Below are 13,700 nucleotides of genomic sequence, written 5' to 3' on the forward strand. Positions count from 1 at the left end.
CCTGAGTCTATTAATTTAGACTCAGGAATTTTTGTTTTAAAAGGTTGAATAACTAATGTATGAGGAACTATGAAATTTAAATTATACTATTTATTTATCGTTTTTTTAATCAATCCAATTTTAATGTTATCTCAAGAACAAATTGGTTTTGATTTTGATTATGCAAAATTTGAATACGATGATGAAAATTCTTACCTTGAAATTTATTATTCTTTAACCCAAAATACTTTTGCATTAAACAAAACAGATTCCGGAAATTTTATTTCCGCAAATATTAAAATTACTTTAACAAATGAAAATAATGTAAAAACACTAAGCGAAAATTATAATCTGAAAACAAGTATTGATACTACCTCTTCAAATTATCTAAACGAAGATTTAGTTGGAATTTTAAGCTATAAAATACCACATGGTAAATACAATTTTGAAATTATTGCTTTGGATAATTATTCGCAGAATAACACCAAAAAAATAAATGAAGTAATTGAACTCATACCGCTTGAAAAAAATAAAATCCACATTAGTGATATTCAACTTTGCTCAAACATAATTCATGAAGATGCAAATCCCAATTCAATTTATTTTAAGAATAGTTTAGAAACTATACCAAATCCTAAAAGTGTTTACGGTTCCAAATTACCGGTATTGTTTTACTATCTTGAATTTTATAATAAGCAGAAAGAAAATTTTAACGATTTGAAAATGAAAAGGATTATTTATAAAAATGAAAAAATTCAACATAGTGATGAGGAAAAAATAACATTAGATAATAATTCTATTGTGAAAGCCGGATTTGTTAAAATATCAAAATTTTCTTCCGGAACTTACACACTTTCCGTAAATATTGTGGATTCGCAAAATCATTTACTTGCAAATAGCTCAAAGAAATTTTATGTTTTTAATCCCGGTATAAAAGACGATGAGAAAATTGAATCAACAATTTTGGCGGGCAGTGAATTTGATTTGATGACTGAAGATGAATGTGATTATAATTTTGAAATTTCCAAATACATAGCAGCAAAATCTGAAATTCAATTGTATGAAAAACTTTCGCAAATTGAAGCTAAAAGAAAATTTCTTTTTGATTTTTGGCGTAAGCGAGATATTGATCCTAACACACCATCAAATGAATTTAAAGTAAAATATCTTGAAAGATTAGATTATGTCAATTCTGATTTTAGTAATAAATTTAGGGAAGGTTACAAAACAGATAGAGGCAGAGTTGTATTGATGTATGGAAGACCGGATAGAATTGATACGTTTGAAAATGAATCAACAATTAAACCTTATGAAATTTGGTATTATGATAATATGGAAGGAGGAGTATTATTTGTGTTTGGCGATACCATGGGAATTTCAGATTTAGAATTACTTCACTCAACTAAAATGGGTGAATTAAGAAATGAATCTTGGGGAGATAGAATTTCAATTTATGATACAAATCAATAATTTGAAATACAATCATTTAAACTAAAAAGAATGAAAAAAATATTATTACTATTTTTAGCATTTGTACAATTAACTTTTTCTCAAAATTCCGTTAAATTTGATTTTGATTACGCACAATTTCAATATGATTCAACAAGTAACTTTTTAGAAATATATTACTCATTTTATCCCGCAGATTTTAAATTGCTTAAAGAAGATGGACAAAATCTTATTAAAGCAAAAATGCATATTCAAATACAAAACAACTCAACTGATGAATTAGTTGTAAATAAAGATTGGGGTTTATCTCAGCCGGTAAAAGATTCTGCGGATCATAAAAATGGAAAAGCACTTTTAGGAGTTGTGGGATTCAATTTAAAAGCCGGTTCGTATAATATTGATATAAGCGTTGAGGATATAACTAATAAAAATAGTAGAAAAGATTATTCAGAAAGTATAAATGTAAATCCGCTTTCCCGCAATTCAATTGCGATAAGTGATATTGAATTAGCGACAAGAATTGTTAACGAAAACGCAAATAAAAATTCCATATTTTACAAAAACACATTAGAAGTTTTTCCAAACCCATCAATAATTTATTCTGATAAATCACCGGTACTTTTTTATTATGCGGAACTTTATAATTTAAAAAATAATTCATCACCCAAAATTAATTTGGAAAAAAAATTATTTGACAGCAAAAATAATTTGATTTATGAAACCTCTAAAGAAGTGCATACAAATAGAACATCAATTGTAGAAGCGGGAATTATTAATTTAAAAAAATATCCAACGGACACTTATACTCTCGTTTTAAAAATAACGGACGATAATTCAAAGAAATATACAACATCAAGTAAAAAATTCTTTTTTGTTAATCCGGGAATTTCAGTTGCAAAAAATTCAAAAAGCAGCTTAAATTATATAAATACTGAATTTGGTGTTTTGGAACTTGAAGAATGTGACGACCTTTTTGAAAAATCAAAAATAATTGCTGATAAATTCGAACTTGAGGAATATAAAAAATTTGATTCATTAGAAAAGAAGCGTGAATTTTTATTTAATTTTTGGAAGAAAAGAGACGAATCTCCGGAAACTCAGCTTAATGAATTTAAGAAAATTTATTTATCAAGAATTGAAGTTGCGAATTCAAGATACAGAACTTTATCAACTCCGGGTTACAAAACAGATAGAGGTCGAGTTTATTTACTATACGGCGAACCGGATGAAATTGATAGATTTCCAAATGAGACCGATACAAAACCTTATGAAATTTGGGCTTTCAACAGTATTGAAGGCGGAGTAGTTTTTATTTTTGGTGATTTCAGCGGCTACGGACTTTATGAATTACTTCATGCCACCAAGCGCGGTGAGCTTCAAGACCCAAATTGGTTTAGCAGAATTAGCACAAATTAATTTTTATCATGCTTAATAAATACAAATTAGAATATTATTTATTCATCATTTTAGGAAAATTATTAAGTGTTTTTGGAATTCGTAACCTAAAATATTCCGCAAAATTTCTCGCATTTATCTTTTTTCATATTTTAAAAATTAGAAGAAAAGTTGTAAAAAAAAATCTCTCAATTGCATTTCCACTTCTTGATAAAAAAGCAATCAAAAAATTAGCATTTAAAAATTATACAAGTGTTGCAATTACATTTTTGGAAATCCTAAATATTGAAAAAATGAACAGGGATGAAATTCTATCAATGTTTTCTCAAAGTTATGATGATATTGTTCAAAATAAAATTTTTCAAAATCCAGTTTATCAAAAACAAGGATTTATTTTATTAACCGCTCACATTGGAAATTGGGAGCTTGGAGCAATTGCTGCGGGAATTTTTTTACAAAAATCAATAAATGTTTTAGTCAAGAATCAGAAAAATATTTATGTAAGAGATTGGTTAAAAGGAATTAGGGAAAAGTTCGGCAACAAGCAAATTACAGTTGGTACCTCAGTTCGTGAAATATTTAAAGCTCTAAAAATGAATCAAATAGTTGGAATTGTTGGCGATCAAAGAGGTCCGAGAGAAGGATTGAAAGTAAACTTTTTTGAAAGACAGACTTCGGTTTTTACCGGTACTGCATCAATTGCGTTAAAAGTTAATTGTCCGGTAATTGTTGCTTTATGTGTAAGAAATTCAGAGCATAAATATGATATCATTTTTGAAGAAATGGAAATTCCGAATAATCAACTTTCTGCCGAAGAAAAAATTCTATCCTTTAATCAAAATTATATGAGCTTTCTTGAAAAAACAATTAAGTTGTACCCAGATCAATGGTTGTGGATGCACAACATCTGGAAATACTAAAAAAATAAAGTCATCAATTCTCAAAAGATTTTCTTTTTCTTGTTATATTTACCCAATTAAATTTTTAAAAAATGAAAATAAATTTTAAAGAAATAATAAAAACCAATATTTATATAACTTTTTCAAACAGTGAAACTGTTAGATATAAATTTAACTTAACACAAATATTGCTTTATATTATAACATTTATAGTTGTTGTTAGTATGGCTACAATTTTTGTTCTAAGTGTTACTCCGTTAAGAAATGTTATATTTTTTTACGAGAATAGTGAAATAAAAAACCAGGCTGAAAAAACTGTTGAATTGGAAAAGAAAATTATTTTTCTAACTAAGGAACTTGAATCAATTTCTTCCACAAATAAGAAATTGAAGTACGCATATCTTCTTGCAACATCTGATTCTATTGATACAACTGATGCTATTTATGATAGCTTAAAATATGAACCGTATAAAAATTTACCTTATGGCGGAAACATTTTATATGTGTTTAATTCGCTAATTGACAAAATATTCTTGAATCAAAGCGAGGATAAAAGTATTTTTATTAAACCAAGTAAGGGATTAATTATTAATGAATTCAAACCGGAAGAAGGACATTTTGGAGTTGATTTTGCAGTTGCATCCGGTTCATCAATATTTGCTGCATCTGGAGGATTAATTATTTTTGCCGATTTTACTTTGGATGATGGAAATAAAATAATAATTCAGCATGAAAATGGATATATTTCAATCTATAAACATTGCTCATCAATTTTGAAAAATGAAAGAGATTTTGTTGTACAAGGTGAAATGATTGGGCTAAGCGGAAATACCGGAAAAAATACAACCGGTCCGCATCTTCACTTTGAAATTTGGAAATTAGGAAAACCAGTTAATCCAAAGGAATTTTTTATCAAATGATAGGAATAAAAAATATGACTAAAAAAGAGAATGGATATTCCGAAGATGTAAGTATTTTAAGTGACGGAGTAAATATTGAAGGTAAAATTACAAGTAACGGTAATGTAAGAATAGATGGCAAAGTTAATGGAGACGTAATTGTTAAAGGAAATCTTACTCTTGGATCTGCGGCAGAAATAAAGGGACAAGTTTCTGCAAAAAATATGACAGCAAGCGGAAAAGTTGAAGGTGTTTTGAAAATTGAAGAAAAACTTACACTTGAAGCGTCATCAATAATTAAAGGTGATATTATTACAAAAATTTTGGTTGTTGTTGAAGGTGCAAAATTTGATGGTAAAAGTTCAATGACACATTCACCTTTAGAAAATTCATATTCACAAAGTGGAACAAAATAATAAAATAATAAAATCCTACAAAGAAGTAGGTCCGTATTTAGGATTAGGAACACAATTAGCGGCATCAATTATTTTAATGTTCTTTTTAGGCAGATGGCTCGATTCAAAGTTTCATATTGATCCGGTCTTAACAATTATTTTCAGTTTTTTTGGCGGATTTGTTGGAATTTATAATGTTATTAAATCCACAATAAAATTAAACAAAAAGAAAAAGTGAAACGTTTTCTAAATCAAATCATTTATTTATATTTAAGCGTTTTCATAATCATAGCAATTCTATATTTTACAAAAACTATCGCATCAAAATTTCTATTTTCTGCAATCTTAGCTGGAATTATTAATTTAATAAATGCATTTGCGGCAGTAAAATTATTTCAACTTTCATATAAGAAAGGCGGATCTTCCTTTTTAATATATAATCTCGGTGGTTTGGGAATAAGATTAATCTCTTTACTTATCATATTTCTACTAATAATAAAACTCTTGAATATTGATGAATATGCGTTTATATTTATATTCTTTTTATTTTACTTTATTTCATTAATACTAGAAGTGTTTTTTTACATTAAATATAAAGAAAATATCAAAATTTGATGTATTCTGAAGAAATTAAAACCGTTACTGATAGTCTACATACAACCGCAAGTTCGCAAGGCGAAGGTGGAACTGGTTGGATTATGCATCATATTATGGATAGTAATACGTTAGATTTCGAACCGTTTTTTACTATTCCATTACCTCATTTAAGCTTGTTTGGATTTGATATTTCAATTACCAAACATATTGTTTTTATGTGGATTGCTTTCGCACTTTTAGTTTTGATTTTTAATTTTGTTGCAAAATCTTATAAAAAATCATTATTGCCAAAAGGACTTTCAAATGTTATGGAAGTTCTTGTTTTATTTGTCAGAGATGAAATTGCAAAACCAACAATAGGAAAAGGTTACGAGAAATTTCTTCCATATCTCTTAACCGTATTTTTCTTTATTCTTGTTTGTAATTTCTTGGGATTGGTTCCTTATGGAGCAACGGCAACAAGTAATATTTCAGTAACAGCAACTTTAGCAATTATTTCTTTTATTGTTATTCAGGCTGGCGGAATGATGAAAAACGGTGCATTCGGATATTTCAAAGGATTAATACCAAGCGGAGTGCCGGGTTGGTTATTGCCAATTATGTTTGTCGTAGAAATTTTGGGATTATTTACAAAACCTTTTGCTCTTGCAATTAGGTTATTTGCAAATATGACTGCAGGACATATTGTAATTATGGCTTTATTAGGATTGATTTTTATTCTGCAAACATTTTTTGTAGCTCCCGTTTCGGTAGCTTTTGCTTTATTTATATATTTACTTGAAATTTTAGTTGCATTGATTCAAGCATATATTTTTACAATGTTGTCATCTTTATTTATTGGGATGGCAGTTCATCAAGACCATTAATAATTATTTAATTTTAGGAGGAAATAAATGGAATTTGCTTATTTAGCCGCTGGACTTGGAGCAGGATTAACAATTTTTGGTGGAGCATTAGGAATTGGAAAATTAGCTGCATCCGCAATGGAAGCAAGTGGTCGTCAGCCAGAAGCTGCCGGTGATATCAGAACTTCAATGATTATTGCAGCTGCACTTATTGAAGGTATTTCACTTTTTGCACTTGTAATTTGTATTCTTTTAGCTCTTAAGTAGAAAAAAATATTTAATTAGAGGAAAATTATTATGATTGCATTTCCTGCTTTCATTATGTTGCTATATTCCGGCGGAGAAAGTTCCGGAAGCCTATTAGATGTTAATCCGGGGTTAATTTTTTGGACTGTTGTAACTTTTGTATTATTGCTTTTAGTGCTAAAAAAAATGGCATGGAAACCAATTCTTAATTCACTAAATGAACGTGAAAATTTTATAAAACAATCGGTTGAAAAAGCAGAAACTGCAAAAAAAGAAGCTGAAATTTTGCTTGAACAAAACAAGTTGAATTTATCAAAAGCTGAAAATGAAGCTCAAAAAATTATTGCACAAGGAAGAGATTATGCCGAAAGTTTAAAATCTCAAATTCTTGATGAAAGTAAAATTGAAGCAAAAAAAATGATAGAAAATGCATCATTGGAAATTGAAAGAAAAAATGCCGAAGCCTTTAATAATCTTAAAGAAGAAGTTGCTTCTATTGCAGTAAAAGCTGCTGAAAAGATTTTGAGAAGTAATTTAGATAAAGAAAAACAAGAAAAAGTTGTTAATGATTTTATAAACGATTTATCGAAGAATTAGTAAATGAGTGAATTTATAGTTTCAACAAGATATGCTAATGCACTTATGGGAATTGCGGAATCAAACAATCTATTCTCAAAAATTGTTGAAGATATTAAATTTATTAATTTAACATTAACCGATTCAAAGGAATTACGAAATCTTCTTCATAATCCAATTGTAACTCCGCAAAAAAAAGTTTCAATTCTTGATGAAATTTTTAGTTCACATGTTTTAAAAGAAGTTATAACTTTTTTAAATTTTCTTGTTGAAAAAGGAAGAGAAAATCTTTTATTCGATGTTACAAAAAGATTTTTAAGTTTAGCTGATGAAAAATTAAATAATGCAAATATTAAAATTATTAGCGCTATTGAATTAAGCAAAATTCAAAAAGAAAGTATCGAAAAAAAAATTAATGAAATGCTTAATAAAAATGTAATTGCTAAATATGAAATTGATAGTACGATAATTGGCGGATTTAAAGCAAAGTTTAACGATACAATTATTGATGCTTCGATACAGCATCAATTAGAATTATTAAAAAAGCGTTTGTTTGATCAAAGTTACTTAAGTAATTAATTTAGAATTTTTTTATAAGGTAAAATAATGGCTCAAGTTAGACCTGATGAAGTTTCTGCAATTTTGAGAAAACAATTATCTGGTTTTGATAACGAAATTGATATTTATGATGTGGGAACTGTATTGTCTGTTGGAGATGGAATTGCTCAAGTTTATGGACTATCTCAAGTTATGGCAAGTGAGCTTATTGAATTTCCTAATGATATCATTGGAATGGTTCTTAACTTAGATGAAGATAGTGTTGGTTGTGTTCTGTTTGGAGATAGTTCACTAATCAAAGAAGGTGACGAAGTAAAAAGAACAAAACGCGTTGCGTCTATTCCAGTTGGTGAAGAATTTTTAGGAAGAGTTATAACTCCGCTTGGTATTCCGTTAGATGGAAAGGGACCAATTCAAGCAAAAAAATATTTGCCAATCGAAAGAAAAGCATTAGGTGTTGTTGCACGCCAACCGGTTACTGAGCCTTTACAAACCGGTATTGCAGCAGTTGATGCTATGATTCCTATTGGAAGAGGACAAAGAGAATTAATTATTGGTGATAGACAAACCGGCAAAACGGCTGTTGCTATTGATACAATTATTAATCAAAAATTTACACATACAGAAGAAGCAAGTGCAAATGGAATTAAACCAGTTTATTGTGTTTATGTTGCTATCGGACAAAAAGCTTCTACTGTTGCACAAGTTGTAAATAAATTGGAAGAACATGGTGCAATGGCTTATACAACTGTTGTTTCTGCAGCAAGTTCTGATCCGGCTCCATTGCAATATATTGCTCCTTATTCCGGTGCAACTTTAGCAGAGTATTTTAGAGATAATGGAAAACATGCTTTAGCTGTTTATGATGATTTATCAAAACAAGCTGTTGCATATAGAGAACTTTCATTACTGTTAAGAAGACCTCCCGGACGTGAAGCGTATCCCGGTGATATTTTTTATCTTCATTCAAGATTATTGGAAAGAGCCTCAAAACTTAGTGATAAATTAGGCGGTGGAAGTTTAACTGCTTTGCCAATTATTGAAACTCAACAAGGTGACGTTTCTGCGTATATTCCAACAAACGTAATTTCTATTACCGACGGACAAATTTATCTTGAACCAAATTTATTTAATGCCGGAGTTCGTCCCGCAATAAATGTTGGTATAAGCGTTTCCCGTGTTGGTGGAAATGCACAAATTAAGGCTATGAAAAAAGTTGCCGGAACTTTAAAATTGGATTTAGCTCAATATAGAGAATTAGAAGCATTTGCAAAATTTGGTTCTGATTTGGATCAAGCAACACAAAGAACTTTGGCAAAAGGTGAAAGATTAGTTGAACTTTTAAAACAAGGTCAATACAATCCAATTCCGGTTGAAAAACAAGTTGTTAGTATTTTTGCCGCAACTAATGGTTTTATGGATAGTATTAGTGTTAAAGATATTAAAAGATTTCAGAAAGAAATGCTTGAATATATTGAAGTAAATAATAAAAGTGTACTTGAAGAAATTAGAACTAAGAAACAATTAAATGACGAAATTATTGAAAGTGTTAAAAAAGTAGTTTCGGAATTTATTTCAAAGTTTAAGAAAAGCGAATAAATAAATTTTAAATGGCAACCTTAAGAGATATAAAGCAAAGAATTAGCGGTATTAAAAGTACTCAGCAAATTACTAAAGCAATGAAAATGGTTGCAGCCGCAAGATTACGTCGTGCTCAAGAAAATATTATTAATGCAAAACCTTATGCAAGAAAAATGGCTGAAGTTTTAAGTCATCTTCTAAAAAGTATTGGAAGCGAAAATCAATTATTCTTAGAAAGACCGGTAAATTCTGTTGCGCTTGTCGTTGTTACATCTGATAGAGGATTGTGCGGCGGTTTTAACATGAATGCAATTCGAATTACCGAAGAAATGCTGAATGGCGATTTGAAAGATCTAAATGAAAAAGGTAAAGTTGAACTTTATTGTGTCGGGAAAAAAGGTAATGATTATTTTAAATCAAAAAGTAAAATAAAAATTGCCGGATCATTTCCCGGAATATTTTCTAAACTTGAATTTGAATTTGCAGCATCTTTTGCAAACGAATTAACTTCAAAATTTTTATCCGGAGAATATGATAAAGTTATTATTGTTTATAATGAATTTAAATCCGTAATTCAACAAAAAATAACTTCCAAACAATTTTTACCAATTCAAAATATTGTAAACGAAGAAGAAAATCATAAAAATTTGATTGAGTATATTTACGAACCAAATCAAAAAGAAATTGTTGATTCTTTATTACCGCGCCATTTAAAAGGACAAATGTGGACAGTGCTTTTAGATTCTTATGCTGCAGAATTAGGCGCACGAATGACAGCAATGGAAATGGCTACAGAAAACGCAAAAGAAATGATTAGAACTTTGCAAATTAAATTCAATAAAGAAAGACAAGCTGCAATAACTAAAGAAATTTTGGAAATAGTTTCCGGTGCAAATGCACTTAAATCTGCGTAAATTGTTCTTAAATTTATTTAAATAAAATGCTCGAAGATATTACTTTAAAATTAGAAAAAGCCTTAAAAAAAGTAACCGGGCAAGGTAAAATTACGGAAGCCAATATTTCTGATACATTAAGAGATATTAGGCGTGTTCTTTTAGATGCTGACGTAAATTATAAAGTTGCAAAAGATTTTATTGATCAAGTTAAAGAAAAAGCTTTAGGTCAAGAAGTTCTTGTTTCGGTTAAACCCGGTCAACTCATTACAAAAATTATTTATGATGAGTTAACCGAATTAATGGGTTCAACAAAGCAAGATTTAACTTTTAATCCAAATGGACCAACAATTATTTTAATGGTTGGATTGCAAGGAAGCGGTAAAACAACATTCAGCGGAAAACTTGCAAAATACTTAAAAGATAAAAATAGAAAAGTTTTGCTTACAGCTGCGGATGTTTATAGACCGGCGGCAATTGATCAATTAAAATTATTAGGCAAGCAAATAAATGTTCCGGTTTTTAGTATTGATGGAAGCAAAGATGCAGTAAAAATTGCGGATGAATCAATAAAATTTGCAAAAGAAAATTCCTTAAATACAATTATAATTGATACAGCCGGAAGATTGCATGTAAATCAAGAACTTATGGATGAAGTTCTTGAAATTAAAAAAGTTGTGAATCCAACAGAAATTTTATTTGTTGTTGATTCAATGACCGGACAAGATGCTGTAAATTCTGCAAAAGCATTTAATGAAGTTGTAAATTTTGATGGAGTTGTTCTTTCAAAACTTGATGGTGATTCAAAAGGCGGATGCGCGCTTTCTATAAAAGCTGTAGTTCAGAAACCTATAAAATTTGTAAGTCTTGGTGAAAAATTAGAAACGATAGAAATTTTTCATCCGGATCGTTTAGCTTCAAGAATTATTGGTCGCGGAGATGTAATTTCTCTCGTTGAAAAAGCTCAACAGCAATTTGATGAGAAAGAAGCCGAAGATTTAGAGAAAAAATTACTTACAAATAAATTTGACTTTGAAGATTTTCTTAAGCAAATTAAGATGATAAAGAAAATGGGTTCTTTAAAATCGTTGATTAATATGATTCCGGGTGTAAGTTCGGCAGTGAAAAATGCAGAAATTGATGATAAACAGCTTGTTAGAGTTGAATCAATAATTCAATCAATGACAAAGGAAGAAAGATCAAAACCTAAAATTTTGAATGGAAGCAGAAGAAAAAGAATAGCAAGAGGAAGCGGAAATTCGATACAAGATGTAAATCGTCTTATTAAACAATATGACGAAATGCAAAAAATGATGAAACAATTTAATTCCAAAGGTGGAAAAAAACTCCTTGGAAATCTAAATAATTTGAAATATAATTAATGTAATATATCGGAGGATAATTTAATTTGGCAGTAAAGTTAAGATTATTAAGAATGGGCAAAAAAAGACAACCTATTTATAAAGTTGTGGCAGCAGATGTTCGTTCACCAAGAGATGGAAAGTATATTGAAGCTATTGGGTCTTATAATCCCAAAAGCGATCCGGCATCAGTTGAACTAAATGAAGAAAGAGTTCTTTATTGGTTAAATTGTGGTGCTCAGCCAACAATTACAGTTAAAACTTTGTTAAATAAAGAAGGAATTTTACTTAAAAAAGAACTTAAAAAACAAGGTCTTGCAGAAAGTGAAATAGCTTCAAAGTTTGAAGAATGGAAGAATGTTAAAAATTCTGTTTTAGCTGATAAAAAGGTAAAAGCTGATAATAAGAAATTAGAAAAAGCTGAAGCTGAAAAGAAAAAATTAGCGCAAGAATTGAAAGAGAAAGAAGCTGAATTAACAGAAGTTAAGGATACCGCTTCTGGGGAAGTTTCTTAAAAGAAAATTAAACAATATCTTTTAGTGTAATTTTCAATTAGGAACTTTGTGTAATTAAAAGAGTATCCTATTCTCAAATTTATCTAAAGGTAGTCTCATGAAAGAATTCGTTGAATTTATAGCTAAGCACTTGGTCGATAGTCCTGATGGTGTAAGCATCCAGGAATCTATTCCCAACGAAAATACTGTAGAGCTTACCCTTAAAGTTAGTGCTGATGATGTTGGTAAAGTCATTGGTAAACAAGGTAAGACTGCTCAAGCAATGAGAACTCTTCTTACAGCGATTGCTGCAAAAGAAGGAAAAAGAGCGATACTAAAAATTCTTGACTAATTGATTGAATGATTTTTTTTTAATAGCGGAAATCATTGATATTTATAGTTCTGATGGTTCTGTTATTATAAAATCTTTCTCTGATTTTCCGGAGCGTTTTTTAAAGCTTAAGAAAGTCTATATTGATTTTTTTGGCAAAAAAAAAGAATTAACGGTTGTTAAATCCAAAAAGATCAATGAAAATTTTGTATTAAAATTTGAAAAATTTAATACAGCCGATGATGTACGATTTTTAGTAAATAAAAATTTGTACGTGGATACTGATAATCTCTTTAAACTTCCGGAAGATTCCTTCTATATTCATGATCTAATTGAAAGTGAAGTTTATTTGGGATCAGTGTTCTTTGGAAAAATGATAGATATTATAAAATTGCAAAATAATGATGTTTATGTAATTTTGAACAATAACGGCGAGGAAGTATTAATTCCTGCTATTCAAAAATATTTTGATCGAATAGTACCTGAAGTAAAGAAAATTTATCTTTCAAAAGAAGCGGAAATATTTAAAGATGAGAATTGATATAATTTCAGCAGTTCCGGATTCCTTAGAAAGTACATTAAAGACAAGTATTATTAAACGCGCCGTTGAAAAAAAATCAGTTGAAATATTTGTTCATAATTTAAGAGATTTTGCATTTAATAAACATAAACAAATTGATGATAAACCTTTTGGCGGAGGTCCGGGAATGTTGCTCAAACCGGAACCTTTTTTTGAATGTATTGAACTTCTCAAAAAAGAACGAAATTACAATCATATAATTTTTACAACTCCAAAAGGAAAAATTTATAATCAATCATTAGCAAATAAATTTTCGCTTGCAAAAAATATTATGATTATTGCCGGGCATTATAAAGGAATTGATGATAGAGTAAGAGAAAAATTTGCAACCGATGAAATATCAATCGGTAATTTTATTTTAAGCGGCGGGGAACTGCTTGCATTGGTAATTACTGATTCTATTGTTAGAATTTTACCCGGTGCAATTGGCGATAGCGAATCAATGTTGAATGATTCATTTATGGATGGAGAAATAATAGAAGCTCCTAATTTTACACGACCGGCAGAATATAAAGGAATGAAAGTTCCAGATGTTTTACTTTCCGGCAATGAAAAAGAAATAAAATTGTGGAAAGAAGAACAATCAAAAAGTTTAACAGAAAATTGGAAAAAATAAATAGTT

General features: G+C 29.3%; 17 protein-coding genes. All 17 read left to right on the forward strand.

The features are described 5' to 3' along the window. Positions 1–69: 69 nt before the first annotated feature. The 17 genes from IPH62_11315 to trmD all read left to right on the forward strand — a co-directional run bounded on the left by IPH62_11315 (position 70) and on the right by trmD (position 13,694). A complete protein-coding gene (locus IPH62_11315) occupies positions 70–1,449 on the forward strand; it encodes a GWxTD domain-containing protein (protein ID MBK7105861.1) in 1,380 nt (459 codons plus the stop codon). 30 nt (positions 1,450–1,479) lie between these two features. Then, positions 1,480–2,844, forward strand: a complete 1,365-nt coding sequence (locus IPH62_11320) for a GWxTD domain-containing protein (GenBank protein MBK7105862.1) — start codon at positions 1,480–1,482, stop codon at positions 2,842–2,844. Between the two features lie 8 nt (positions 2,845–2,852). Beyond that, a complete protein-coding gene (locus IPH62_11325; GenBank protein MBK7105863.1) occupies positions 2,853–3,743 on the forward strand; it encodes a lysophospholipid acyltransferase family protein in 891 nt (296 codons plus the stop codon). 71 nt (positions 3,744–3,814) lie between these two features. Next, positions 3,815–4,642: a M23 family metallopeptidase gene (locus IPH62_11330; protein MBK7105864.1), complete on the forward strand. Its 828-nt coding sequence runs from the start codon at positions 3,815–3,817 to the stop codon at positions 4,640–4,642. A 14-nt stretch (positions 4,643–4,656) separates the two neighbouring features. Further along, positions 4,657–5,037, forward strand: coding sequence for a polymer-forming cytoskeletal protein (locus IPH62_11335; GenBank protein MBK7105865.1), 381 nt, complete (start codon positions 4,657–4,659; stop codon positions 5,035–5,037). Further along, positions 5,024–5,254: an AtpZ/AtpI family protein gene (locus tag IPH62_11340; GenBank protein MBK7105866.1), complete on the forward strand. Its 231-nt coding sequence runs from the start codon at positions 5,024–5,026 to the stop codon at positions 5,252–5,254. Before IPH62_11335 ends, IPH62_11340 begins: the two co-directional genes overlap by 14 nt. Before the next feature lie 376 nt (positions 5,255–5,630). After that, positions 5,631–6,479, forward strand: coding sequence for a F0F1 ATP synthase subunit A (gene atpB / locus IPH62_11345; GenBank protein MBK7105867.1), 849 nt, complete (start codon positions 5,631–5,633; stop codon positions 6,477–6,479). 27 nt (positions 6,480–6,506) lie between these two features. After that, entirely contained in the window at positions 6,507–6,725 is a 219-nt protein-coding gene (atpE, locus tag IPH62_11350) for an ATP synthase F0 subunit C (GenBank protein MBK7105868.1), read from the forward strand. A gap of 54 nt (positions 6,726–6,779) precedes the next feature. Continuing rightward, positions 6,780–7,301 (forward strand): F0F1 ATP synthase subunit B, encoded by a 522-nt coding sequence (gene atpF / locus IPH62_11355; GenBank protein ID MBK7105869.1) that lies wholly within the window; start codon positions 6,780–6,782, stop codon positions 7,299–7,301. Between the two features lie 3 nt (positions 7,302–7,304). Further along, entirely contained in the window at positions 7,305–7,859 is a 555-nt protein-coding gene (atpH, locus tag IPH62_11360) for an ATP synthase F1 subunit delta (protein ID MBK7105870.1), read from the forward strand. Between the two features lie 24 nt (positions 7,860–7,883). Continuing rightward, positions 7,884–9,437: a F0F1 ATP synthase subunit alpha gene (locus IPH62_11365; protein MBK7105871.1), complete on the forward strand. Its 1,554-nt coding sequence runs from the start codon at positions 7,884–7,886 to the stop codon at positions 9,435–9,437. A gap of 11 nt (positions 9,438–9,448) precedes the next feature. Next, the gene (atpG, locus tag IPH62_11370; protein MBK7105872.1) at positions 9,449–10,333 is read left to right on the forward strand and encodes an ATP synthase F1 subunit gamma; all 885 of its coding nucleotides are present in this window, start codon (positions 9,449–9,451) and stop codon (positions 10,331–10,333) included. Positions 10,334–10,359: 26 nt separating this feature from the next. After that, a complete protein-coding gene (ffh, locus tag IPH62_11375; GenBank protein MBK7105873.1) occupies positions 10,360–11,694 on the forward strand; it encodes a signal recognition particle protein in 1,335 nt (444 codons plus the stop codon). 26 nt (positions 11,695–11,720) lie between these two features. Further along, positions 11,721–12,188, forward strand: a complete 468-nt coding sequence (gene rpsP, locus IPH62_11380) for a 30S ribosomal protein S16 (GenBank protein MBK7105874.1) — start codon at positions 11,721–11,723, stop codon at positions 12,186–12,188. A gap of 97 nt (positions 12,189–12,285) precedes the next feature. Continuing rightward, positions 12,286–12,519, forward strand: coding sequence for a KH domain-containing protein (locus IPH62_11385; GenBank protein ID MBK7105875.1), 234 nt, complete (start codon positions 12,286–12,288; stop codon positions 12,517–12,519). Between the two features lie 4 nt (positions 12,520–12,523). After that, complete coding sequence (gene rimM, locus IPH62_11390; protein MBK7105876.1) at positions 12,524–13,039, forward strand: 16S rRNA processing protein RimM; 516 nt, start codon at positions 12,524–12,526, stop codon at positions 13,037–13,039. Beyond that, positions 13,029–13,694: a tRNA (guanosine(37)-N1)-methyltransferase TrmD gene (gene trmD / locus IPH62_11395; GenBank protein ID MBK7105877.1), complete on the forward strand. Its 666-nt coding sequence runs from the start codon at positions 13,029–13,031 to the stop codon at positions 13,692–13,694. The genes rimM and trmD overlap by 11 nt, the downstream gene beginning before the upstream one ends. The last annotated feature ends 6 nt before the right edge of the window (positions 13,695–13,700 follow it).

Source organism: Ignavibacteriota bacterium (assembly GCA_016708125.1).
GTDB lineage: Bacteria > Bacteroidota > Ignavibacteria > Ignavibacteriales > Melioribacteraceae.

Bases quoted from the DNA above. Each gene is read 5' to 3' on its own strand.
- IPH62_11315 (MBK7105861.1), top strand. From the start codon at position 70: ATGAAATTTAAATTATACTATTTATTTATCGTTTTTTTAATCAATCCA.
- atpB (MBK7105867.1), top strand. From the start codon at position 5,631: ATGTATTCTGAAGAAATTAAAACCGTTACTGATAGTCTACATACAACC.
- IPH62_11335 (MBK7105865.1), top strand. From the start codon at position 4,657: ATGACTAAAAAAGAGAATGGATATTCCGAAGATGTAAGTATTTTAAGT.
- IPH62_11330 (MBK7105864.1), top strand. From the start codon at position 3,815: ATGAAAATAAATTTTAAAGAAATAATAAAAACCAATATTTATATAACT.
- IPH62_11385 (MBK7105875.1), top strand. From the start codon at position 12,286: ATGAAAGAATTCGTTGAATTTATAGCTAAGCACTTGGTCGATAGTCCT.
- IPH62_11325 (MBK7105863.1), top strand. From the start codon at position 2,853: ATGCTTAATAAATACAAATTAGAATATTATTTATTCATCATTTTAGGA.
- atpF (MBK7105869.1), top strand. From the start codon at position 6,780: ATGTTGCTATATTCCGGCGGAGAAAGTTCCGGAAGCCTATTAGATGTT.
- atpG (MBK7105872.1), top strand. From the start codon at position 9,449: ATGGCAACCTTAAGAGATATAAAGCAAAGAATTAGCGGTATTAAAAGT.
- atpE (MBK7105868.1), top strand. From the start codon at position 6,507: ATGGAATTTGCTTATTTAGCCGCTGGACTTGGAGCAGGATTAACAATT.
- IPH62_11320 (MBK7105862.1), top strand. From the start codon at position 1,480: ATGAAAAAAATATTATTACTATTTTTAGCATTTGTACAATTAACTTTT.
- atpH (MBK7105870.1), top strand. From the start codon at position 7,305: ATGAGTGAATTTATAGTTTCAACAAGATATGCTAATGCACTTATGGGA.
- ffh (MBK7105873.1), top strand. From the start codon at position 10,360: ATGCTCGAAGATATTACTTTAAAATTAGAAAAAGCCTTAAAAAAAGTA.
- trmD (MBK7105877.1), top strand. From the start codon at position 13,029: ATGAGAATTGATATAATTTCAGCAGTTCCGGATTCCTTAGAAAGTACA.